We start from the raw sequence: 22,178 nt of genomic DNA, 5'->3' as shown, positions 1-22,178 counted from the left end.
CACCGACGACGAGGAGACTCCATGGCCAACCCCCAGGGCATCATCGACCCGCCCATCGACGACCTGCTCAGCAAGGTCGAGTCGAAGTACGCGCTCGTCATCTTCGCTTCCAAGCGCGCGCGTCAGATCAACGACTACTACGCCGACCTGCACGAGGGCTCGCTCTTCGACAACGTCGGCCCGCTCGTCGACTCGACGATCGACGACAAGCCGCTGTCCGTGGCTCTCCACGAGATCAACGAGGACAAGCTCACCGTCACCAAGCAGCAGCAGCCCTCCGACTGATCCCGGTGACTGCCGCTGCTCTGCGCCTCTTCACGTCCGAGTCGGTGACCGAGGGGCACCCCGACAAGATCTGCGACCAGATCTCGGACAGCATCCTCGACGCACTGCTCACGGTGGACCCGCACGCTCGGGTCGCCGTCGAGACCATGGTGACGACCGGCCTCGTGCACGTCGCCGGTGAGGTCACGACCTCGGGCTACGTCGAGATCCCCAAGCTCGTCCGTGACGTCATCACGGGCATCGGCTACAACTCGTCCGACGTCTCCTTCGACGGCGCCACGTGTGGCGTCGAGGTGTCGATCGGTGCGCAGTCACCGGACATCGCGCAGGGCGTCGACGAGTCGCTCGACTCCCGCACCGGCGCGGTCGACCCGCTCGACCGCCAGGGTGCCGGCGACCAGGGCATCATGTTCGGCTTCGCGACGAACGAGACCCCCGAGTACATGCCGGTCGCGATCTGGCTGGCGCACCGCCTTGCCGAGCGTCTGGCCGCCGTGCGCAAGTCCGGCGAGCTGGCGTTCCTGCGCCCGGACGGCAAGACGCAGGTCACCGTCGGCTACGACGGCGTCGTGCCGAAGACCGTCGAGACCGTCGTCCTGTCGACGCAGCACTCGCCGAGCGTCACGCTGGAGCAGCTCACCGCCGAGATCACCGAGCACGTGATCCGTCCGGTGCTCGACCTCGTCGACCTCGACTCCTCGCACGTCGACGTCATCGTCAACCCGACGGGTCGCTTCGAGATCGGTGGCCCCCAGGGCGACGCCGGGCTCACCGGCCGCAAGGTCATCGTCGACACCTACGGCGGGGCCTCCCGTCACGGTGGCGGCGCGTTCAGCGGCAAGGACCCGTCGAAGGTCGACCGCTCGGCGGCGTACGCGCTGCGCTGGGTCGCGAAGAACGCGGTCGCCGCGGGCCTCGCCGACCGGCTCGAGGTGCAGGTCGCCTACGCGATCGGCCGCGCGAAGCCCGTCGGGCTCTACGTCGAGACCTTCGGCACCGGACACGTCGACGACGCCACGATCGAAGCCGCGATCCGCCAGGTCTTCGACCTGCGTCCGGCCGCGATCATCCGCGACCTCGACCTGCTCCGTCCGATCTACGCGCAGACCGCGACGTACGGACACTTCGGCCGCGAGCTCCCCGGGTTCACCTGGGAGCAGCTCGACCGCGTCGAGGAACTCCGCGCCGCCGCAGGGCTCGTCACCGCCGCCGTCTGAGGCACCGCGTGACCACCGTCGCGCGCGTCGTCCTCGACTCGCCGCTCCCACAGTTGGACCGTCTGTTCGACTACCGGGTGCCGGCCGAGCTCGAGGACGACTGCGTGCCGGGCGTCCGCGTGAAGGTCCCGCTCCGCACCGGGGCCCGGATGTCCGACGGCTACGTCGTCGAGATCGTCGACGAGGGCGACTACCCGGGTGAGCTCAGCGCGATCGAGACCCTGGTGTCACCCGTCCCGGTCCTGGCGCCGGAGATCTGGAAGCTCGCCCGCGCCGTGGCCGACCGTGCCGCCGGTGTGGCTTCCGACGTCCTGCGCCTGGCCGTGCCGACCCGCCAGGTCCGCGCCGAGAAGGCCTGGCTCGCGCGGGACACCTCGTGGTCCCCGCCCCCGGTGTCCGCACCGCCGGTGACCGGCTACACCCCGGGCATGCTCGAAGGCGTGATCGCCGAGCACGATCGCGCTGCCGTCGCGGCCGTTCCCCACCCGGTGGCGCTGGCCGGGCCCACCAGCGACGAGGGCGACGGCGACTCCGTTCCGATCTGGGTTCCCGGATGGGCGGCGACGCTCGCCCAGGCGGCTGCCCACACCCTCGCGGCCGAGCAGTCCGCCGTCATCGCCGTCCCCGACTTCCGCGACGTCATCGACCTCGAGCGCGCGCTGCTCGCGGTGCTGCCGCCGGAACGGGTCGTGCGCTTCGACGCCAAGCAGACGAACGGGCAGCGGGCCAAGGCACTGCTGCAGGCGCGGACGCACCCCGTCGTCGCGATCGGCAACCGGACGGCGGTGTACGCGCCGGCGACCGACCTCGGGCTCATCGCGATGTGGGACGACGGCGACGCCTCGTTCATCGAGCAGCGCGCGCCGTACGTGCACACGCGTGACGTGGCCCTCGTGCGGGCTGCGCAGTCGGGTGCCGCACTGCTGTTCGTCTCGCACGCCCGCAGCACCGACGTGCAGCGGCTCGTCGAACTGCACTGGCTGCAGGACGTCACGCCGTTCCGGGTGAAGACCCCGAAGGTCATCCCGACCGTGCAGCAGACCTCAGCCGAGGGGTACGCCGCACAGGCGCGCATCCCGAGCTCCGCGTGGCGTGCCGCGCGCGAGGCCAGCCAGCACGGCCCGGTGCTCGTGCAGGTCGCGAGCCCCGGGTTCGGCACCGGACTCGTCTGCGCGGAGTGCGGTGAGCGGGCGCACTGCCGGATCTGCGGCGGTCCGCTCGGCAGTCCGCACCGCGGTGCCACGCCGCAGTGCCGGTTCTGCGGTGCCCTCGCCGTGGGGTTCCGCTGCCCGACGTGCGGCAACGGCACCGTGAAGCCCGTGGGACAGGGCGCCCAACGCACCGCGGACGAACTCGGGCGGGCGTTCCCCGGCACCCGGATCGTGGTGGCCGACGGCTCACGCCCGCTCGACGAGGTGCCCGCGAGGCCCTCCGTCGTCGTCGCGACCCGTGGCGCCGAGCCGAGCGTGCCCGGAGGCTACGCGTGCGTGCTGTTGCTCGACGGCGAGAAGATGCTGGCGCGCGAAGGACTGCGCGTGCAGGAGGACGTGCTCCGGTTCTGGACGAACGCCGCCGCGAAGGGCGCTCCCGGGGCCGAGGCGTACCTGGTCGGCATCGGCGGCAAGCTCGCGACGGCGATGGCGCTCTGGCGGCTCGACGGTCCCGCGCACGACGAACTCACCGACCGGCGCGAACTGCACTTCCCGCCGGCGGTCCGCGTCGCGACGATGACCGGCACCGACGAGGCCGTCACCGCCGCGGTCGAGGCCCTCGAGGGGGCGACCGCGGGCCCGGTGCTCGGCCCGGTCCCCGTCGAGGACGACGCCCTGCCGGGCACGGTCCGGGCGATCGTGCGGTTCCCGTACGCCCACGGTGCCGAGGTCGCGGCGACCCTGAAGGCTGAGGTCATCCGGCGGTCGTCGACCCGTCGAGTGCTCAAGGGCGGCAACCGGCGTCGGGCGGCACCGACGCTGCGGGTCCGGCTCGACGACGCCGAACCCTTCAGCGAGGTCTGACCCGCACCGGTCGTCGGGGCGGGGCCTCCGTGGCGGAGTTGCGCCGCGCCTCCCGGGCCGTGTGCGTTCGCATCTTGCGACGTTCCACGCGTCGATCACCTCGTGTTCTGTCGGCCGATGCGCACGCACCCGATGCGTGTGCACCTTCCGACGAACCACGCGTCGATCAACGAGTGGTTCGTCGCGAAACGAGTCCGCCGCGCAGCAGCGTCAGGCGCGCACGGCCCGCCCGCCGACGCGCGGGAACACCACGCCGAGCGCGACCATCCCGACCGCGAGCACGAGGTGCAGCCAGTTGTCCGCCCAGTTCAGCGGCACGAAGTTCGCGCCGAACGAGTGCCCGGCGGTGAACAGCCCGTAGACCCAGAGCACGAAGTAGACGACCCCGCCGAGCACCAGGTACATCCGCGACCCGGTGGCGTACCCCGCCGCGAGCACCCCGACGACCCCGAACAGCAGGTGCACGACGTTGTGCAGCACCGACACCTGGAAGACCCCGAGCAGCATCGCCATCGACCCGTGCCCGGCACCCGCGAGCGAGCCGGACGTCAGCCCGGGCACGAACCCGGCGATGCCGACGAGCAGGAACACGACGCCGACGAGCAGCGCGACCTTCTGGATGCTGGACCCTGCGAAGCGGTCGGTGGGCGTGGTGACGTCGGACATGGGAACCCCTCTCGTGCTTTGCCGCAGACCGTACCCACCCGGCGCGGGCCCGGTTCGGGTCAGTCCACCGAGCGCGCGCGTGGGAGGATCGAACCCATGCGTCTCGTCGTCGCCGGCAGCCCCGCTGCGGCCGTCCCCACCCTCCGCCGTCTGGCGGCGTCCGACCACGAGATCGCCGCGGTCCTCACGCGTCCGCCGACACCGCAGGGCCGGAAGCGCGTGCTGACGCCGACGCCGGTCGCGCAGGTCGCCGCGGAGCTCGGACTGCCCGTCATCGAGGCGAGCCGCGTCGACGACGACGTCACCGCGCGCATCGCCGCGCTCGACGTCGACCTCGGTGTCATCGTCGCCTACGGCGCGTTGCTCCGCCGTCCCGCGCTCGACGCCCCACGCCTCGGCTGGGTCAACCTGCACTTCTCCGACCTGCCGGCGTACCGCGGCGCCGCGCCGGTCCAGCGGGCCGTGATGGCGGGGGACACCCGCACCGCCGCGTCGGTCTTCCAGCTCGTCGAGGCGCTCGACGCCGGCCCGGTGTTCGCGGCGGACCCGTTCACGATCGACCCGGAGGCCACCGCCGGCGAGGTCCTCGCTGCCATGGCGGAGTCCGGCGCCGAGACCGTCGCCCGGGTGGTCGACGCCATCGCCGCCGGCACGGCCGTCGCGACCGAGCAGACCGGCGAGCCGACGCTCGCGCCGAAGACCACCATCGAGGACGGGCGCATCGACTTCGGTGCTCCGGCGACGGTCGTGCACGCCCGTCTGCGCGGGGTCACCCCCGAGCCCGGCGCGTACGCCCACCTCGGCGAGACCCGCGTGAAGCTGCTCCGCAGCAACCGCCTGACAGGAGGCCCCGCGGACCCCGCCCCGCAGCTCGCGCCCGGTGCGCTGGCACTCCACGGCGGTCGGCTGCTGGTCGGGACCGGTGACACTCCGCTGGTGCTGCTCGAGGTGCAGCCGGCCGGCAAGAAGGCGATGGACGCCGCTGCCTGGGCCCGTGGCCTGGGCGAACTGGACGGGAAGGTCCTCGCATGAGCCAGCCGACGAACACCCGGGGCGCCCGCCGCGGTCCCCGTCCCGCGAACGCCCGTCGTGTCGCGTTCGACGTGCTCCGCGCCGTGCAGGTCGACGACGCGTACGCGAACCTGCTGCTGCCGACACGCATCCGTCGTGCCGGCCTCACCGCGCGCGACGCCGCGTTCGCCACCGAGCTCACCTACGGCTCGATCCGGATGCTCGGTCGCTACGACGTCATCATCGCGCTGGCGTCGGGTCGTCGGCCGGAGAACATCGAGGCCGACGTCCTCGACGTGATGCGGCTCGGCGCCCACCAGCTGCTCGCCATGCGCACCCCGACGCACGCCGCGGTCGACGCCACGGTCGAGCTCGCCCGCGAGGTCGGTGCCCGCCGTGCCACCGGCTTCGTGAACGCCGTGATGCGCAAGATCGCCGCGCGCACCGACGACGAGTGGGACGCGCAGATCACCGAGGGCCGTGGTGGCGACGCCCTGCTCGCCACGCGGTGGTCGCACCCGGTCTGGGTCGTCTCGGCACTGCGCGACGCCCTCGCCGCCGAACGCTCCCGCGACGAGCTCGCCGCCCTGCTCGCCGCCGACAACGCCGCGCCCCGGGTGCAGCTCGCGGCGCTGCCCGGGCTCGCCACCGACGAGGACATCGCCACCGCGACCACGCGCACGGTGCCCGACGAAGACGCAGACGACGACGCCGCGTTCGCCGACGCGACCGGCGCGGCGGACGTGCCGGCGACCCTGGTGCCCGCCGACGACGAACCGGAGGCCGACGGCGCGACCGGCACCGTGCCTCCCGTCCGGACCGCCGACCCCGTGCCGGCCGCCGACGCCCTGCCGGTCTCGCCCGTCGGGATCCGGGGCATCTCCGGTGACCCCGCGCGCGTGCCGGGCGTCGCTGCCGGGCGCCTGCGCGTGCAGGACGAGGGCTCGCAGCTCGCCGCCCTCGCGCTGAGTCGGTCGTCCGCGGTGCGCGAGGGCGAGCGCTGGCTCGACATGTGCGCCGGCCCCGGCGGCAAGGCCGCGCTGCTCGCCGCCGAGGCGCAGCAGGGCGGCGCGACCCTCGTCGCGAACGAACTCGTGCCGGCACGTGCCGGACTCGTGCGGAACGCCCTCGGGGTGTTCGGCGACCACGTCCGCGTCGTCGAGGGCGACGCCAGGCGCTACGGCCGCGACGGCACCGGGATGACCTTCGACCGCATCCTGCTCGACGCGCCGTGCACCGGCCTGGGCGCCCTGCGTCGGCGTCCGGAAGCACGCTGGCGGAAGACCCCGGAGGACGTCCAAGAGCTCGCGGCCCTGCAGACCGAGCTGCTCGACGCCGCGGTCCGGGTGCTCGCACCGGGTGGGACGCTCGCGTACGTCACGTGCTCGCCGCACCTGGCCGAGACGCGCGGGCAGGTCGACGCGCTGATGGGGCGGCACGGGGGAGTCCTCGAGCAGCTCGACACCGCGACGATCGTCCGGGGGGTCGCCGCGCGCGACCCGGAGATCGCGGACGGGGACACGGCGCAGCTGTGGCCGCACCGGGTCGGCACCGATGCGATGTTCATCGCGTTGTTCCGTCGCGTCGGCTGAGGCCGTCGAGCGGGGCGTTTGCACCACCGGAGCCGACGTGATATGTTGGTTCCACAAGACCGGTTCCGCCTGCGAAAGCAGGTCCAGGGCCGGTCCTCTTCGTGTGGGGGTGCGGTGAGCGACGTCAAGCAGTTCCGCTCGTACGCAGAGCAGGTCGAACTGCTCGAGCGCCGGGGGATGGACGTCGGCGATCGGGACAGCGCGATCAGCGTTCTGCGCCGGGTGAACTACTTCCGGCTGAGCGGCTACTGGTACTCGTTCCGAGGGCTGCGCGAAGGACGGCGCCTCGACGAGTTCGCCGCCGGTACTCGACTCCAGGACGTCGTCGCGCTCTACGAGTTCGATTCGCGCCTGCGGACCACGGTCTTCGATTCGCTGGCTCCGATCGAACTCGCCGTGCGCGCCAGCCTGGGGCATGCGCTCGGACGGTTGGACCCGTGCGCACACCTCCAGCCGGACCTCCTCGGCGTGTTGGCGCGGACGGGCGACAACTACGAGGGATGGCGGCGACGGCACGAGCGCGAGGCCGCCCGCTCCCGCGAGGACTTCGTCGAACACCACCGCCGCGCGTACGGCGGGACGCTGCCGGTGTGGGCTGCGGTCGAGGTGATGGACTGGGGAACCCTCGCCAGACTCTTCGCCTTCGCACCTCCGATCGTGCAGGACGAAGTCGCGCAGGCATTCGGGCTGAGGTCCCCGCAGTTCTCGTCGTGGCTCCGGGCGCTGAACATCGTCAGGAACGCATGCGCCCATCACGCCCGGCTCTTCAACCGTGTGTACCCGAAGCGGCCGAGGTTGCCGCGACCGGGGACCCATGCGGGCTTGGACCTCGCGGCCGACACGATGAACCGGACGTACGGTCAGCTGACGCTCGTGCAGTACTTGCGGGAAGCGAGCGGGCACGCTCCCTCCCGGCTCCTCACCGGCGTGATGGCGACCTACCCGTCGGTCGACCTCGTGCCGTTCGCACAGACCGGAGCGCCGGACGACTGGCGGTCGAGCTCGCTGTGGACCTGACAGCGGGGCGTCGCGCTCGCGCCGGTAGGCTTGCCCGGTGACGATCCGCATCTCGCCGAGCATCCTGTCCGCCGACTTCGCGAACCTCGAGCGTGAACTCCACCGCATCGAGACCGCCGACCTGGTGCACGTCGACGTGATGGACAACCACTTCGTGCCGAACCTGACGCTCGGGCTGCCGATCGTCGAGCGCCTGCAGCAGGTCTCCCCGGTGCCGCTCGACGTCCACCTCATGATCACCGACGCCGACGTCAACGCACCGAAGTACGCCGAGACCGGTGCGTCGAGCGTGACGTTCCACTTCGAGGCCGCGGACGACCCCGTGGCCACGGCCGCCGCGATCCGCTCGAACGGGGCCCGTGCCGCCGTCGCGGTGAAGCCCGGCACCCCGATCACGCAGGTGCTGCACCACCTCGATGCCTACGACATGATCCTGCTCATGACCGTCGAGCCCGGCTTCGGCGGGCAGTCGTTCATGCCGTCCGTGATGCCGAAGCTCGCCGACGCCCGTGCGGCGGTCGACGCCTCGGGGCTCGACGTGTGGCTCGAGGTCGACGGCGGCATCTCGGTGGACACCGTGCCCGAGGCCGTGCGCAGCGGTGCCGACACGCTCGTCGCCGGGTCGGCCGTCTACGGCGGTGAGCCCGCCGCGCGGATCACGGACCTGCGCGAAGCGGCCGCGCGGGCGCGGGCATGAGCGCGACCCGTCCGGACGGTACGTCGGCAGCGTCAGCGGAGACCGGTAGCCTGGACCGTGTGAAGACGTTCGACGACCTGTTCCAGGAGCTCACCGAGAAGGCGCGTACGCGCCCCGAGGGCTCCGGCACCGTCGCCGAACTGGACGCCGGCGTGCACCAGATCGGCAAGAAGATCGTGGAAGAAGCGGCCGAGGTCTGGATGGCGGCCGAGTACGAGGGCGACGAGCGCACCTCGGAGGAGATCTCGCAGCTCGTGTACCACCTGCAGGTCCTCATGGTCGCGAAGGGGCTGTCCCCGGCGGACATCTGGCGACATCTGTAGGACGCGCTCGGGCCCGCCCGCGCACCGACCTCGATCCGCCACGACCCCGACCAGAAAGCAGACCCCCTGATGCTCCGCATCGCCGTGCCCAACAAGGGCTCCCTGTCCGAGACCGCGTCAGACATGCTTCGCGAGGCCGGGTACGCCGGTCGCCGCGACCCGAAGGCGCTGCACCTGCTCGACGAGCGCAACGGCGTCGAGTTCTTCTTCCTCCGCCCGCGGGACATCGCGACCTACGTCGGCTCCGGCGCACTCCACGTCGGGATCACCGGCCGCGACCTGCTGCTCGACTCCGGTTCCGAGGCGCACGAGGTCGATGCGCTCGGTTTCGCCGACTCCACCTTCCGCTTCGCCGGCACGCCGGGCCGGTACAGCACGCTGCAGGACCTCGACGGCGTCCGCGTCGCCACGAGCTACCCGGGCCTGGTGGGCGACTTCCTCGCCCGCCACGGGGTGACGGCGACGCTCGTCAAGCTCGACGGGGCCGTCGAGAGCGCGGTGCGTCTCGGTGTCGCCGACGCCGTGGCCGACGTGGTCTCCACGGGCAGCACGCTGCGGCAGGCCGGCCTCGAGATCTTCGGTCCGGTCATCCTCGAGTCGACCGCGCTGCTGGTGTCGACCGACGAGACGATCCCGGGCATCGACGTGCTCCGCCGTCGACTGCAGGGTGTGCTCGTCGCGCGCGGCTACGTCATGCTCGACTACGACATCCCCACCGCGCTGCTCGAGCAGGCGACGGCAGTCGCGTCCGGCATCGAGTCGCCGACGGTCTCGCCGCTGCACGGCCGCGACTGGTCCGCGGTGCGCGTGATGATCCCGCGCGACGACGCGAACCTCATCATGGACGCCCTGTACGACCTCGGTGCCCGCGCCATCCTCGTCAGCCCGATCCACGCGGCCCGGCTGTGACCGCGGCAGCCACGGCGCCGGGCGGCGTGGCCGTCCGCGTCATCCCGTGCCTCGACGTCAAGGGCGGCCGGGTGGTCAAGGGCGTGAACTTCCTCGACCTGCAGGACGCCGGTGACCCGGTCGAGCTCGCCGCGCGCTACTACGAGCAGGGCGCCGACGAGCTGACGTTCCTCGACGTCGGAGCCACGGTCGAGAACCGCGCCACGATGTACGACACGGTCACCCGCACCGCCGAGCAGGTGTTCATCCCGCTCACGGTCGGTGGCGGCGTCCGTTCCGTCGACGACGTGTCCCGCCTGCAGCAGTGCGGCGCGGACAAGATCGGCGTGAACAGCGCCGCGATCGCCCGGCCCGACCTCGTCGGCGAGATCGCCGACCGGTTCGGTGCGCAGGCCGTCGTGCTGTCGCTCGACGTCAAGCGCTCCGACCGGACCGCGTCCGGCTTCGTGGTCACCACGCACGGCGGCCGCACCGAGACCGACATCGACGCGATCGCCTGGGCGCGCGACGCCGTCGAGCGGGGTGCGGGGGAGCTGCTCGTCAACTCCATCGACGCGGACGGCACGAAGAACGGGTTCGACCTCGAGCTCGTCGCCGCGGTGCGGTCGGTCGCGCGGGTCCCGGTCATCGCTTCGGGAGGCGCGGGTCGGGTCGACCACTTCGCCCCCGCCGTCGACGCGGGTGCGGATGCCCTCCTCGCCGCGTCCGTCTTCCACCGTGGCGAGATGACGGTGGGCGACGTCAAGGCCGCGTTGCGCGCGACCGGCCACGCCGTCCGCTGAACCGCCGCCGCCCGCTGATCCGCCGCCGTAGGCTAGGAGTCTCATGACCGACAGCACCAGCACCGACACCGACGCGGTCCTCGACCGCGCACGTTTCGGTGCGGACGGGCTGCTCCCCGCCATCGTGCAAGAGGAGTCGTCGAAGGACGTCCTCATGCTCGGGTACATGGACCGGGAAGCGCTCCGCCGCACCCTCACCGAGGGGCGCGTGACCTTCTGGTCGCGGTCGCGGAACGAGTACTGGCGGAAGGGCGACACGTCGGGGCACGCGCAGTACGTGCGCGACGCGGCGTTCGACTGCGACGCCGACACCCTGCTCGTCACCGTGCAGCAGGTCGGGGCCGCGTGCCACACCGGGGCGCACCGCTGCTTCGACGTCGATCCGCTCGCGCCCACGACGGCGTCAGCCCCGACCGGCACAGCGGCGTCGGCGCCGACGGACGCGACCGCGTCTGCCCCGGCCGACACGGCAGTGGAGGCGACCCGATGACGACCGCGACGATCTCCGATGCGCCGCACACGACCTCCCGGCCGGAGTTCGACGCCCTGCTGAGCGACCACCGCGTCGTCCCGGTGGTGCGCGCGCTCTACGCCGACAGCGAGACGCCGGTGGGTGTCTACCGGAAGCTCGCCGACGGCCGGCCCGGGTCGTTCCTGCTGGAGTCCGCGGGCCAGGGCGGCCTCTGGTCGCGCTGGTCGTTCGTCGGTGTGCGCAGCTTCGGCGTCCTCACGCAGGAGGGCGACCGTGCCGCCTGGATCGACACCGGCATCGACGCCGAACGTGCGGTCGGCTCACTCGACGGCGAACCGCTCGAGGTCCTGGCACGCCTGCACGAGCGCTGGGCCACCCCGCGGGTGCCCGGCTCCCCGCCGCTCGTCGGCGGGACGGTCGGGTTCATCGGGTGGGAGGCCGTGCGCCAGCTCGAGCACCTGCCGAACGTGCCGCCGGCCGACTTCGACGTGCCCGGACAGGCACTGTCCTTCGTCTCCGAGCTCGTCGCGCTCGACCACCGCACGGGCCTCGTCCTGCTCGTCGCGAGCGTGCTGAACGACGGCACCGACGACGCCGACACGCTCTGGTCCGACGCGCAGCGCCGCCTGGACCGCCTGCAGGCCGACCTCGTCCAGCCGAGCGTCGCGACCGTCGCCGAGGCGTTCGAGATCGCCGACCCGACGCCGACGCACCGTTCCACGCCGGACGAGTACATGGCCGCGGTGGAGCGCTCGAAGGAGTTCATCCGCGACGGCGACGTGTTCCAGGTCGTGATCTCGCAGCGCTTCGACCACGAGGTGACCGCCGACCCGCTCGACGTGTACCGGGTCCTCCGGACGCTGAACCCGAGTCCGTACATGTACTTCCTGGCCCTGGCGGACACCGCCGACGAGCGGTACTGGATCGTCGGTGCCTCGCCCGAGGCCCTGGTGAAGGTGCAGTCCGGCCGCGCCATCACGCACCCGATCGCCGGGTCGCGTCCACGTGGTGCGACCCCGGAAGAGGATGTCCGCTTCGGCGACGACCTGCTCGACGACCCGAAGGAACGCGCCGAGCACCTGATGCTCGTCGACCTGGCCCGCAACGACCTGCAGAAGGTCTGCGAGCCCGGCACCGTCGCGGTCACCGAGTTCATGACGGTCGAGCGCTTCAGCCACATCATGCACCTGGTGTCGAGTGTCGAGGGTGCGGTGCGCCCGGGGATGTCCGCCATCGACGTGTTCCGGGCGACGTTCCCGGCCGGCACCCTGTCCGGCGCGCCGAAGCCCCGCGCGCTGGAGATCATCGACGAGCTCGAGCCGGCGAAGCGCGGTGCCTACGCCGGTGTCGTCGGCTACTTCGACTTCGCCGGCGACGCGGACATCGCGATCGCGATCCGCACCGCCCTGATCAAGGACGGCGTGGCACGGGTGCAGGCCGGTGCCGGCCTGGTGGCGGACTCCGACCCCGCCACCGAGCACGAGGAGACCATCAACAAGGCGGCGGCACCCCTGCGGGCCGTCGCCACGGCGAACCGGATGCGCGAGGTGCGCTCGTGAAGCGCTCGCGCCCGATCGTCGTCGTCGCCGGACTGCTCGTCGCCGGCATCATCATGCTCGCGTGGACGCAGACCTGGTTCACCGTGGACCTGCACGCCGGTGCGGCCGTCACCTCGACGGTCGACGCCGACGGGGCCGCGGTCGTGCCGCAGTACACCGCCCTGGCGATCGCGAGCCTGGCGCTCTTCCTCGCGATGACCATCGCCGGCCGGGTGCTGCGCATCGTGCTCGCGTGCGTCGAGATCCTGCTCGGACTCGGCGTCGTGGTCAGCGGCATCACCGCACTCGGTGACCCGGTCGCCGCGGCGAAGGGGGCCGTCGGCGCGGTGGCCGGGGTCAGCGACCTGACCGCCGTGCGCCGCGTCGTGTCCGGCGTCGACGTGTCGCTCTGGCCGGCCGTCGGCATCGCCGGTGGGGTCCTGGCCGTCCTGCTCGGTGTCGTCGTCATCGTGGTGCAGCGTGCGTGGCCCGGTCCGAGCCGGAAGTACGGGGCAGCGACCGCCGGAGCCGCCGCCGACGCGCGTGCCGCAGCCCCGGTCGTGCGCGACGCCGTCGTGGACTGGGACGACCTCAGTGCTGGGGTCGACCCGACCGACGGCACGGTAGGATCGGATGGGCGTCGGTCGACCGACGACGCCGGAGCAGAACGAGGAGCACCGTGAGCAACACTGAGCCCGCAGAACTCGGCGAAGGCCACTCGCCGGCCGCCTGGACCGCCGTCGTGATCATGCTGATCGGATTCGCGGCAGGCACGCTGTTCTTCTGGTTCGACCAGCCGTGGGGCGTCTGGGCCTCCGCTGCCGTCGTCGTCATCGGTCTGGTCATCGGTGCGGTCATGGCGAAGGCCGGCTACGGCGTGAACGGCCCGAAGTACGTCGCCAAGCACCACGCCGAGTAGGACTCGCATGCCGAACGTGCTCGAGACCCTCGTCGCGGGCGCGCTCGAGGACGCCGCCGCCCGTCGTGTCGACCGCCCGTACTCGGACGTCGAACGCGACCTCGACCGGGTGGCGTCGCCGCTCGACGCCCTCGCGTTCCTCGCCCCGGGCGACCGGGTGAAGATCCTCGCCGAGGTCAAGCGCGCCAGCCCGTCCCGTGGCTCGATGGCCCCCATCGAGGACCCGGCCGCCCTCGCGGCCGACTACGAGCGCGGTGGTGCGTCGACGATCAGCGTCCTGACCGAGGGGCGCAAGTTCCTCGGCAGCCTCGCTGACCTCGAAGCCGTCAAGGCCCGCGTGGGCATCCCCGTGCTGCGCAAGGACTTCATCGCCGACCCGTACCAGGTCGTCGAGGCCCGAGCTGCCGGCGCCGACGTCGTGCTGCTCATCGTGGCCGCGCTCGAGCAGCAGCAGCTGGTCGAGCTCCACATGCTGGCCGAAGAACTCGGCATGCGCGTGCTGGTCGAGGCGCACTCCGCCGACGAGGTCTCCCGTGGCCTCGACGCCGGTGCGCGGATCCTCGGCGTCAACGCGCGCGACCTCACCGACTTCTCGCTCGACCGCGACCTGTTCGGATCGCTCGCCGACCGCATCCCCGACGGGGTCGTGCGTGTCGCCGAGTCCGCCGTCGCCGGTCCCGCCGACGTCGCCCACTACCGCGCAGCGGGTGCCGACGTCGTCCTGGTCGGGGAAGCGCTCGTCACGGGTGCAGACCCCGCCGCCACCCTCGCGTCGTTCATCGAGGCCGCCGACCGCGGCTGAACGTTCCACCCGTCCGACCACCGGCACCGCCGGTCGCGTCGGACTCGTCCCGGGAAGACCCATCGTGACCTCACTCCGCGACCTGCACGGCCCGTACTTCGGTGACTTCGGCGGACGTTTCGTCCCCGAGTCGCTCGTCCTCGCGCTCGACGAGCTCGAGGCCGCCTTCCGCACGGCCTGGGCGGACCCGGCCTTCCGTGCCGAGCTCGACGAGCTCCAGCGCGACTACACCGGTCGTCCGTCGATCATCACCGAGGTGCCGCGGTTCGCGAAGCACGCCGGTGGTGCCCGCGTGATCCTGAAGCGCGAGGACCTGAACCACACCGGGTCCCACAAGATCAACAACGTGCTCGGCCAGGCGCTCGTGGCCCGTCGGCTCGGCAAGACCCGCCTCATCGCGGAGACCGGCGCCGGTCAGCACGGTGTGGCCACGGCGACCGCTGCGGCGCTGTTCGGCATGGACTGCGTCGTGTACATGGGTGCCGTCGACACCGAGCGGCAGGCGCTCAACGTCGCCCGGATGCGCCTGCTCGGCGCCGAGGTGATCCCGGTCGAGACCGGGTCGCGCACGCTGAAGGACGCCATCAACGAGGCACTCCGCGACTGGGTGGCGAACGTGGACTCGACCCACTACCTGCTCGGCACGGTCGCCGGCCCGCACCCGTTCCCCGAGATGGTGCGCGAGTTCCACAAGGTGATCGGTGAAGAGGCCCGGCAGCAGGTCCTCGACCGCGTCGGGCGTCTCCCCGACGCCGTCGCCGCGTGCGTCGGTGGCGGCTCGAACGCGATGGGGATCTTCGAGGCGTTCCTCGACGACGAGTCCGTCGCGCTGCACGGATTCGAGGCCGGTGGCGACGGTGTCGAGACCGGTCGGCACGCCGCGAGCATCACGCTCGGTCGCGAGGGCGTCCTGCAGGGCGCGAAGTCCTACCTGATGCAAGACGAGGACGGCCAGACCATCGAGAGCCACAGCATCTCCGCCGGGCTCGACTACCCGAGCGTCGGGCCGGAGCACGCGTACCTGGCGTCGATCGGTCGCGCGCAGTACGCGCCGATCACCGACACCGAGGCGATGGAGGCGTTCCGGCTGCTCAGCCAGACCGAGGGCATCATCCCGGCGATCGAGTCGTCGCACGCGCTCGCGGGTGCGATGAAGCTCGGCAAGGAGCTCGGCCCCGAGGGTGTCGTGCTCGTGAACCTGTCCGGCCGTGGCGACAAGGACGTGGCGTCCGCCAGTCGCTACTTCGGCATCCTCGACGAGAACGCGGTGCAGCTGTGACCACGAACCAGACCGTCGCCACGACGATCGACACCGCCAACGCCGAGCGTGCCGGGGCCGTCGTGGGCTACCTGCCCGCCGGGTACCCCGACGTGCAGACCAGCGTCGACGCTGCCGTCGCCCTCGCCGAGAACGGCGTGGACGTCATCGAGCTCGGCCTGCCGTACTCCGACCCCGTCATGGACGGCCCAGTCATCCAGCGTGCGGCCGAGGAGAGCCTGGCGAACGGCTTCCGGGTCGCGCAGGTCTTCGACGCCGTGCACCAGATCACCGAGCGCGCCGACGTGCCGGTGCTCGTGATGACGTACTGGAACCCGGTCCTCCGCTACGGCGTGGACCGCTTCGCCGACGACCTCGTCGCCGCCGGTGCCGCCGGGCTCATCACGCCCGACCTGATCCCGGACGAAGCCGCCGAGTGGATGGCCTCGTCGGAGCGGACCGGCCTGGACCGCGTGTTCCTCGCGGCACCGTCCTCGTCCGACGCCCGGATGCAGCAGGCGGTGCAGGCGAGCCGCGGGTTCGTCTACGCCGTCTCGACGATGGGCGTCACCGGAGCACGGGCAGGCGTCGACGTCGCTGCACGCACCGTGGTGTCGCGGCTCCGTGACGCCGGCGTCGCGCGCACCTGCGTGGGCCTCGGCATCTCGACGGCCGAGCAGGTCGCCGAGGTCCTGGAGTACGCCGACGGCGCGATCGTCGGCTCGGCGTTCGTCCGCGCACTGGCCGACCTCGGGGTGCAGGGGGTCGCCGACCGCGCGGCCGACCTCACCACCGGCGCCCGCCGCTCCTAGTCCAGTTCCTGGCGGGCCCACGGTCCGCGGTACAGTGAGCGGGGCCGACGACACGTCGACACCGCGCCCCGTCAGTTCCGAAAGGCGACCGTTCCTCCATGCCCCTCCTGAGCATCCCGAGCCCGAGCACCGCCTGGCAGTACTTCGACCTGACCGCCTGGCTGCGCGACGTGTTCGGTTGGTCGCTGCCGCTCGACTTCCGCATCCACGCGTACGCGATCTGCATCCTGCTCGGGATCGTCGCCGCGGTCCTGCTCGCGAACCGCCGCCTCAACGCGCGCGGCGTGGAGCGTTGGATCATCATCGACATCGCGATCTGGGCGGTGCCGGCCGGCATCATCGGCGGCCGGCTCTTCCACGTGTTCACACACGTGTCGGACTACTTCGGCCCCGGCATCGACCCGCTGTCCTTCCTGTACATCTGGGAGGGCGGGCTCGCCATCTTCGGCGCCCTGATCCTCGGGTCCGTCGGTGCCTGGATCGGCTGCCGCCAGGTCGGCCTGCGGTTCACGTCGTTCATCGACGCCGTAGTGCCCGGGGTGCTGCTCGCACAGGCGTTCGGTCGGCTCGGCAACTACTTCAACCACGAGCTCTTCGGCATGCCGACCAGCCTGCCGTGGGGCCTGCAGATCGAGTCGACGAACGCCGCGTTCCCGAAGGGCCTGCCCGAGGGCACGCTGTTCCACCCGACGTTCCTCTACGAGATCATCTGGAACGTCCTGGGCGTCGTCGTCATCCTGCTGCTCGACCGCAAGTTCACGCTGCAGTGGGGCAAGGTCCTCGCCCTGTACCTGATCTGGTACGGCGTCGGCCGGTCCTTCCTCGAGTCGATCCGCGTCGACACCAGCGAGACCTTCGCGGGCATCCGCACGAACGTCTGGATGTCGTTCGCGGCCATCCTGCTCGGCATCGTCATCTTCATCGTGCAGACCCGTCGGCACACCGGCAAGGAGCCGAGCCCGTACCTGCCCGGTCGCGAGCCGCGTCCGAAGTCCGATGTAGACTCCGACGACACCTTCTCGGAGCACGAGGACGACGACGAACGCCTCGTCGCCCAGGGCTCCGGAGCGGTCACGACTCCCACTGACCGCGCCTAGGAGCACTCCTCCCCGCCACAAGCGGGGCACGGGCACCAGTCCCGCCCGTCTGGGCGGAACGCACCACCGGGCCACCGCTGTCCCTGTTCCACTTCCTCGTGAGGACGGTTCCCCCATGGCGCTCCAGCCACTCCAGCCCTCGGCACCGAAGTCCCTCGTGCCGCCGCACCGTCGGTTCTCGGCGGTCCCCGACGCCACCGGCATGTACGACCCGGCGAACGAGAAGGACGCCTGCGGTCTCGCGATGGTCGCGACGCTGCGCGGGACGCCCGGCCACGACATCGTCGACGCTGCACTCGGTGCCCTCCGCAACCTCGAGCACCGCGGTGCCGTCGGTTCGGACGCCGGCACGGGCGACGGCGCGGGCATCCTGTGCCAAGTGCCGGACGAGTTCCTGCGCGCCGTGGTGCCGTTCGACCTGCCGGCGGCGGGGGAGTACGCGGTCGGCACGGCCTACCTGCCGACCGACGAGGGCGACCGGCACGCCGTCAAGGGCGCCGTAGAACGACTGGCGCGCGAAGAGGGCCTCAAGGTCCTCGGCTGGCGCGAGGTCCCGGTGCGCCCCGAGGTGCTCGGCACCCTGGCGCGTGCGGCCATGCCCGCATTCGAGCAGCTGTTCGTCGCCTCGGTGCGCCACGACGTGCACGGCGCGTCCTGGAGCGGCATCGCCCTGGACCGCCAGACCTACCGGCTGCGCAAGCGCGCCGAGCACGCGAACGACCTGTACTTCATGTCGCTGTCGAGCCGCACCATGGTCTACAAGGGCATGGTCACGACGCTGCAGCTCGAGCCGTTCTACCCGGACCTCAGCGACGAGCGCTTCGCGTCGAAGCTCGCGATCGTGCACTCGCGCTACTCGACCAACACGTTCCCGTCGTGGCCGCTCGCGCAGCCCTTCCGGACGATCGCGCACAACGGTGAGATCAACACGGTGCGCGGCAACCGCAACTGGATGCGCGCACGCCAGTCGCAGCTCGAGAGCGAACTGCTCGGCGACGTCGCGCCGCTGCTGCCGATCGTCAGCCCCGGTGCGAGCGACTCGGCGTCGTTCGACGAGGTGCTCGAGCTCCTGACCCTGACCGGCCGGACGCTGCCGCACGCGGTGTCGATGATGGTGCCGGAGGCCTGGGAGAACCAGGTCGGGATGGACCCGGAGCTGCGGGCGTTCTACGAGTACCACTCGATGCTCATGGAGCCGTGGGACGGTCCGGCCGCCATCACCTTCACCGACGGCTCGCTCGTCGGCGCGACCCTCGACCGCAACGGGCTGCGTCCCGGGCGCTTCCTCGTCACCGACGACGGGCTCATCGTCATGGGGTCGGAGACCGGTGTCATCGACGTGCCCGCCGCGAAGGTCGTCCGCAAGGGCCGTCTGCGCCCCGGCCGGATGTTCCTGGTGGACACCGAGGCCGGCCGCATCATCGAGGACGACGAGGTCAAGCAGGGCCTGGCGTCCTCCGGCCCCTGGGGCGAATGGCTCGACGAGGGGCGCATCAACCTCAACGACCTGCCCGACCGCGAGCACATCGTGCACACCCCGGCATCGGTCACCCGCCGCCAGCGTGCGTTCGGCTACACCGAGGAGGAAGTCCGCATCCTGCTCCGCCCGATGGCGCAGGTGGGCGCGGAGCCCCTCGGTGCGATGGGGTCCGACACCCCGATCGCGGTGCTCTCGCAGCGCCCCCGGCTGCTGTTCGACTACTTCACCCAGCAGTTCGCCCAGGTGACGAACCCGCCGCTCGACTCGATCCGCGAGCAGGTCATCACCTCGATGGGCATGGGCCTCGGTCCGGAGCGGAACCTGCTGTCGGCCGGTCCCGAGCACGCGAAGCAGATCACGCTCGACTTCCCGGTGATCGACAACGACCAGCTCGCCAAGGTGCAGCACTTCGAGACGGAGTCGGGTCGGCACCTGACGGTCACGATCAAGGGCCTGTACCGCGTCGACGCCGGCAAGAAGGCGATGCAGAAGCGCATCGCCGCCGTGTGCGACGAGGTCGACGCCGCGATCGAGTCGGGCAAGCAGTTCATCGTGCTGTCGGACCGCGACGGCAACGCCGAGCAGGCGCCCGTGCCGAGCCTGTTGCTGCTCGCCTCCGTGCACCACCACCTGATCCGCACCGAGCAGCGCATGAAGGTCGGCCTGATCGTCGAGGCCGGCGACGTGCGCGAGGTCCACCACGTGGCGTCCCTCATCGGGTACGGCGCGTCGGCGATCAACCCGTACCTCGCGATGGAGACCTGCGAGAACCTGGTCCGTGCCGGCATGATCACCGGGATCACCCCGGAGCAGGCCGTCAAGAACGTGATCAAGGCGCTCGGCAAGGGCGTCCTGAAGATCATGTCGAAGATGGGCATCTCGACGGTGTCGAGCTACGCCGGCGCCCAGGCGTTCGAAGCCGTGGGCCTCAGCCAGGAGTTCGTCGACAAGTACTTCACCGGAACGTCGTCGATCCTCGGCGGGGTCGACATCGACGTCATCGCGAAGGAGAACGCCGAGCGGCACGCCCAGGCGTACCCGCAGGACGGCGCGGTCCTGTCGCACGAGCGACTGCAGACCGGCGGCGAGTACCAGTGGCGTCGCGAAGGCCCCCCGCACCTGTTCAACCCGGACACCGTCTTCCGGCTGCAGCACGCCACCCGTGCCCGCCGGTACGACATCTTCCGTGAGTACTCGAGTGCCGTGGACGACCAATCCGAGGAGCTCATGACGCTGCGCGGGCTGTTCCGCTTCAAGCACGGCGTCCGCAAGCCCGTCGCGCTCGACGAGGTCGAGTCGATCGAGTCGATCGTCAAGCGCTTCAACACGGGTGCGATGTCGTACGGCTCCATCTCGAAGGAAGCCCACGAGACGCTCGCGATCGCGATGAACCGCCTCGGTGGCCGCTCGAACACGGGCGAGGGCGGCGAGGACGTCGACCGGCTGCTCGACCCCGAGCGCCGCAGCGCGATCAAGCAGGTCGCCTCCGGGCGGTTCGGCGTGACGAGCATGTACCTCACCCACGCCACCGACATCCAGCTGAAGATGGCGCAGGGTGCGAAGCCCGGCGAGGGCGGCCAGCTGCCCCCGCAGAAGGTGTACCCGTGGGTCGCCCGCACCCGGCACGCCACCGCCGGCGTCGGCCTCATCTCGCCGCCGCCGCACCACGACATCTACTCGATCGAGGACCTCAAACAGCTGATCTTCGACGTGAAGCGCGCCAACCCGGCCGCACGCGTCCACGTGAAGCTCGTGAGCCAGTCCGGCATCGGCGCGGTCGCGGCCGGTGTGACGAAGGCCCTGGCCGACGTCGTGCTCGTGTCCGGACACGACGGTGGCACGGGTGCGTCCCCGCTCAACTCGCTCAAGCACGCCGGCACCCCGTGGGAGATCGGCCTCGCCGAGACGCAGCAGACGCTCATGCTGAACGGCATGCGCGACCGCGTCGTCGTGCAGGTCGACGGTCAGATGAAGACCGGGCGCGACGTCGTCGTGGCAGCCCTGCTCGGCGCCGAGGAGTACGGCTTCGCCACCGCTCCGCTCGTCGTCGAGGGCTGCATCCTGATGCGCGTGTGCCACCTCGACACGTGTCCGGTGGGGGTCGCGACGCAGAACCCCGAGCTCCGCAAGCGCTTCTCCGGCAAGCCCGAGTTCGTCGTGAACTTCTTCGAGTTCATCGCGCAGGAAGTGCGCGAGCTCCTCGCCGAGCTCGGCTTCCGCACCCTCGACGAAGCGATCGGCCGGTCCGACGCCCTCGACGTCGACCGTGCCCTCGAGCACTGGAAGGCGTCAGGGCTCGACCTCGCACCGGTCCTCGCGGGTCCGCACTTCGAGGACGCCGAGCCGCGTCGCCACCAGCGCGAGCAGGACCACGAGCTCGAGCAGCACTTCGACGTGGGGCTGATCCAGCAGACCGCCGACGTGCTCGACCACGGCGGCTCGATCGCGCTCGACCTGCCCATCCGCAACACCGAACGCGCGGTCGGCACGATGCTCGGCCACGAGGTCACCAAACGGCACGGCGAGCACGGGTTGCCGAGCGGCTCGATCGACGTCACGCTGCGCGGCTCCGCCGGACAGTCGCTCGGCGCGTTCATGCCCGCCGGCGTCACCCTGCGCCTCATCGGCGACAGCAACGACTACGTCGGCAAGGGCCTGTCCGGTGGCGAGATCATCGTGCGGCCGGACGCCGGTTCGGGCTTCGACCCGGCGGAGAACGTCATCGCCGGCAACGTGATCGGCTACGGCGCGACCCAGGGCAGCATGTTCATCCGTGGCATCGTGGGCGAGCGCTTCCTGGTGCGCAACTCGGGGGCGACCGCGGTGGTCGAGGGCGTTGGCGACCACGCGCTCGAGTACATGACGGGCGGGCTCGCGCTCATCCTGGGCGAGACCGGTCGGAACCTCGGGGCCGGCATGTCCGGCGGCACCGCGTACGTCCGTGGTCTGCGCGAGGAGCACGTCAACACCGACGCCCTCGCGACCGGTGAACTCCGACTCGAGGCGCTCGACAGCGCCGACGTCGAGATCGTCACCGACCTGCTCACCCGGCACGCCGAGGAGACCGGTTCGACGCTCGCGTCCGACCTGCTCGAGTCCGGCGACCTGAGCGACTTCGTCAAGGTGCTGCCGCGTGACTACGCGGCGGTGCTCGAGACCCGTCAGCGCGCCGTCGACGAGGGGCTCGACCCCGACGGCGACGTCGTCTGGAACAGAATCATGGAGGTGACCGGTGGCTGAGCGTCACGCACGTCTGGAACCGGCAGCGCCCGACACGACCACGGAG

Annotated in this window: 20 protein-coding genes; 19 read left to right on the top strand and 1 reads right to left on the bottom strand. The window is 71.5% G+C overall.

What is annotated here, in order from left to right; all coding sequences use genetic code 11:
• The first annotated feature begins 21 nt into the window (after positions 1 to 21).
• Genes rpoZ through HQQ88_RS03505 form a run of 3 tightly spaced genes read left to right on the top strand, consistent with a single transcriptional unit; the run spans position 22 to position 3,517 of the window.
• On the top strand, positions 22 to 285 hold the full coding sequence (rpoZ, locus tag HQQ88_RS03515; protein ID WP_114849971.1) for a DNA-directed RNA polymerase subunit omega: 264 nt from the start codon (positions 22 to 24) through the stop codon (positions 283 to 285).
• Between the two features lie 5 nt (positions 286 to 290).
• The gene (metK, locus tag HQQ88_RS03510) at positions 291 to 1,502 is read left to right on the top strand and encodes a methionine adenosyltransferase (RefSeq protein WP_111083919.1); all 1,212 of its coding nucleotides are present in this window, start codon (positions 291 to 293) and stop codon (positions 1,500 to 1,502) included.
• A gap of 8 nt (positions 1,503 to 1,510) precedes the next feature.
• Positions 1,511 to 3,517 carry a primosomal protein N' gene (locus HQQ88_RS03505; RefSeq protein ID WP_173168624.1) on the top strand — a complete coding sequence of 669 codons (2,007 nt, stop codon included), beginning with the start codon at positions 1,511 to 1,513 and terminating at the stop codon, positions 3,515 to 3,517.
• 210 nt (positions 3,518 to 3,727) lie between these two features.
• On the opposite strand, the gene HQQ88_RS03500 is transcribed toward HQQ88_RS03505, so the two are convergent.
• Positions 3,728 to 4,183: a DUF4383 domain-containing protein gene (locus HQQ88_RS03500; RefSeq protein WP_131846510.1), complete on the bottom strand. Its 456-nt coding sequence runs from the start codon at positions 4,181 to 4,183 to the stop codon at positions 3,728 to 3,730.
• A 96-nt stretch (positions 4,184 to 4,279) separates the two neighbouring features.
• On the opposite strand from HQQ88_RS03500, the gene HQQ88_RS03495 reads away from it, so the two are divergent.
• The 16 genes from HQQ88_RS03495 (at position 4,280) to gltB (ending at position 22,132) form a co-directional block, all read left to right on the top strand.
• The gene (locus HQQ88_RS03495) at positions 4,280 to 5,215 is read left to right on the top strand and encodes a methionyl-tRNA formyltransferase (RefSeq protein ID WP_173168623.1); all 936 of its coding nucleotides are present in this window, start codon (positions 4,280 to 4,282) and stop codon (positions 5,213 to 5,215) included.
• A complete protein-coding gene (locus HQQ88_RS03490; protein WP_216833940.1) occupies positions 5,212 to 6,786 on the top strand; it encodes a transcription antitermination factor NusB in 1,575 nt (524 codons plus the stop codon). The genes HQQ88_RS03495 and HQQ88_RS03490 overlap by 4 nt, the downstream gene beginning before the upstream one ends.
• Before the next feature lie 114 nt (positions 6,787 to 6,900).
• The gene (locus HQQ88_RS03485; RefSeq protein ID WP_367916971.1) at positions 6,901 to 7,803 is read left to right on the top strand and encodes an Abi family protein; all 903 of its coding nucleotides are present in this window, start codon (positions 6,901 to 6,903) and stop codon (positions 7,801 to 7,803) included.
• A gap of 37 nt (positions 7,804 to 7,840) precedes the next feature.
• Positions 7,841 to 8,500, top strand: coding sequence for a ribulose-phosphate 3-epimerase (gene rpe, locus HQQ88_RS03480; protein WP_123294325.1), 660 nt, complete (start codon positions 7,841 to 7,843; stop codon positions 8,498 to 8,500).
• Between the two features lie 59 nt (positions 8,501 to 8,559).
• Positions 8,560 to 8,823: a phosphoribosyl-ATP diphosphatase gene (locus HQQ88_RS03475; RefSeq protein ID WP_111084162.1), complete on the top strand. Its 264-nt coding sequence runs from the start codon at positions 8,560 to 8,562 to the stop codon at positions 8,821 to 8,823.
• A 69-nt stretch (positions 8,824 to 8,892) separates the two neighbouring features.
• Positions 8,893 to 9,732, top strand: coding sequence for an ATP phosphoribosyltransferase (gene hisG, locus HQQ88_RS03470; protein ID WP_133937003.1), 840 nt, complete (start codon positions 8,893 to 8,895; stop codon positions 9,730 to 9,732).
• Entirely contained in the window at positions 9,729 to 10,514 is a 786-nt protein-coding gene (hisF, locus tag HQQ88_RS03465) for an imidazole glycerol phosphate synthase subunit HisF (RefSeq protein ID WP_243692450.1), read from the top strand. Before hisG ends, hisF begins: the two co-directional genes overlap by 4 nt.
• A gap of 43 nt (positions 10,515 to 10,557) precedes the next feature.
• Complete coding sequence (hisI, locus tag HQQ88_RS03460) at positions 10,558 to 11,004, top strand: phosphoribosyl-AMP cyclohydrolase (RefSeq protein ID WP_111083928.1); 447 nt, start codon at positions 10,558 to 10,560, stop codon at positions 11,002 to 11,004.
• Positions 11,001 to 12,545 (top strand): anthranilate synthase component I, encoded by a 1,545-nt coding sequence (locus HQQ88_RS03455; protein ID WP_173168621.1) that lies wholly within the window; start codon positions 11,001 to 11,003, stop codon positions 12,543 to 12,545. Before hisI ends, HQQ88_RS03455 begins: the two co-directional genes overlap by 4 nt.
• On the top strand, positions 12,542 to 13,207 hold the full coding sequence (locus HQQ88_RS03450) for a Trp biosynthesis-associated membrane protein (protein ID WP_123339700.1): 666 nt from the start codon (positions 12,542 to 12,544) through the stop codon (positions 13,205 to 13,207). The genes HQQ88_RS03455 and HQQ88_RS03450 overlap by 4 nt, the downstream gene beginning before the upstream one ends.
• On the top strand, positions 13,204 to 13,443 hold the full coding sequence (locus HQQ88_RS03445) for an HGxxPAAW family protein (RefSeq protein WP_173168620.1): 240 nt from the start codon (positions 13,204 to 13,206) through the stop codon (positions 13,441 to 13,443). The genes HQQ88_RS03450 and HQQ88_RS03445 overlap by 4 nt, the downstream gene beginning before the upstream one ends.
• 16 nt (positions 13,444 to 13,459) lie before the next feature.
• The gene (gene trpC / locus HQQ88_RS03440) at positions 13,460 to 14,245 is read left to right on the top strand and encodes an indole-3-glycerol phosphate synthase TrpC (RefSeq protein WP_173168787.1); all 786 of its coding nucleotides are present in this window, start codon (positions 13,460 to 13,462) and stop codon (positions 14,243 to 14,245) included.
• A gap of 64 nt (positions 14,246 to 14,309) precedes the next feature.
• A complete protein-coding gene (gene trpB / locus HQQ88_RS03435; RefSeq protein WP_131846519.1) occupies positions 14,310 to 15,524 on the top strand; it encodes a tryptophan synthase subunit beta in 1,215 nt (404 codons plus the stop codon).
• Entirely contained in the window at positions 15,521 to 16,315 is a 795-nt protein-coding gene (gene trpA, locus HQQ88_RS03430) for a tryptophan synthase subunit alpha (RefSeq protein ID WP_123339698.1), read from the top strand. Before trpB ends, trpA begins: the two co-directional genes overlap by 4 nt.
• A gap of 98 nt (positions 16,316 to 16,413) precedes the next feature.
• The gene (lgt, locus tag HQQ88_RS03425) at positions 16,414 to 17,412 is read left to right on the top strand and encodes a prolipoprotein diacylglyceryl transferase (RefSeq protein ID WP_123294331.1); all 999 of its coding nucleotides are present in this window, start codon (positions 16,414 to 16,416) and stop codon (positions 17,410 to 17,412) included.
• A 202-nt stretch (positions 17,413 to 17,614) separates the two neighbouring features.
• Positions 17,615 to 22,132, top strand: a complete 4,518-nt coding sequence (gltB, locus tag HQQ88_RS03420) for a glutamate synthase large subunit (protein ID WP_173168786.1) — start codon at positions 17,615 to 17,617, stop codon at positions 22,130 to 22,132.
• Positions 22,133 to 22,178: the final 46 nt, after the last annotated feature.

Source organism: Curtobacterium sp. VKM Ac-2861 (assembly GCF_013204965.1).
Lineage (GTDB): Bacteria > Actinomycetota > Actinomycetes > Actinomycetales > Microbacteriaceae > Curtobacterium.
Note: the sequence above shows the minus strand (reverse complement) of the source record. Positions and strands in the feature narration are given on the sequence as shown.

Excerpts from the sequence above, each read along its gene's own strand:
- HQQ88_RS03490 (WP_216833940.1), top strand. The coding sequence starts at position 5,212 with ATGAGCCAGCCGACGAACACCCGGGGCGCCCGCCGCGGTCCCCGTCCC.
- HQQ88_RS03455 (WP_173168621.1), top strand. The coding sequence starts at position 11,001 with ATGACGACCGCGACGATCTCCGATGCGCCGCACACGACCTCCCGGCCG.
- hisI (WP_111083928.1), top strand. The coding sequence starts at position 10,558 with ATGACCGACAGCACCAGCACCGACACCGACGCGGTCCTCGACCGCGCA.
- rpoZ (WP_114849971.1), top strand. The coding sequence starts at position 22 with ATGGCCAACCCCCAGGGCATCATCGACCCGCCCATCGACGACCTGCTC.
- gltB (WP_173168786.1), top strand. The coding sequence starts at position 17,615 with ATGTACGACCCGGCGAACGAGAAGGACGCCTGCGGTCTCGCGATGGTC.
- hisG (WP_133937003.1), top strand. The coding sequence starts at position 8,893 with ATGCTCCGCATCGCCGTGCCCAACAAGGGCTCCCTGTCCGAGACCGCG.
- HQQ88_RS03500 (WP_131846510.1), bottom strand. The coding sequence starts at position 4,183 with ATGTCCGACGTCACCACGCCCACCGACCGCTTCGCAGGGTCCAGCATC.
- HQQ88_RS03495 (WP_173168623.1), top strand. The coding sequence starts at position 4,280 with ATGCGTCTCGTCGTCGCCGGCAGCCCCGCTGCGGCCGTCCCCACCCTC.
- lgt (WP_123294331.1), top strand. The coding sequence starts at position 16,414 with ATGCCCCTCCTGAGCATCCCGAGCCCGAGCACCGCCTGGCAGTACTTC.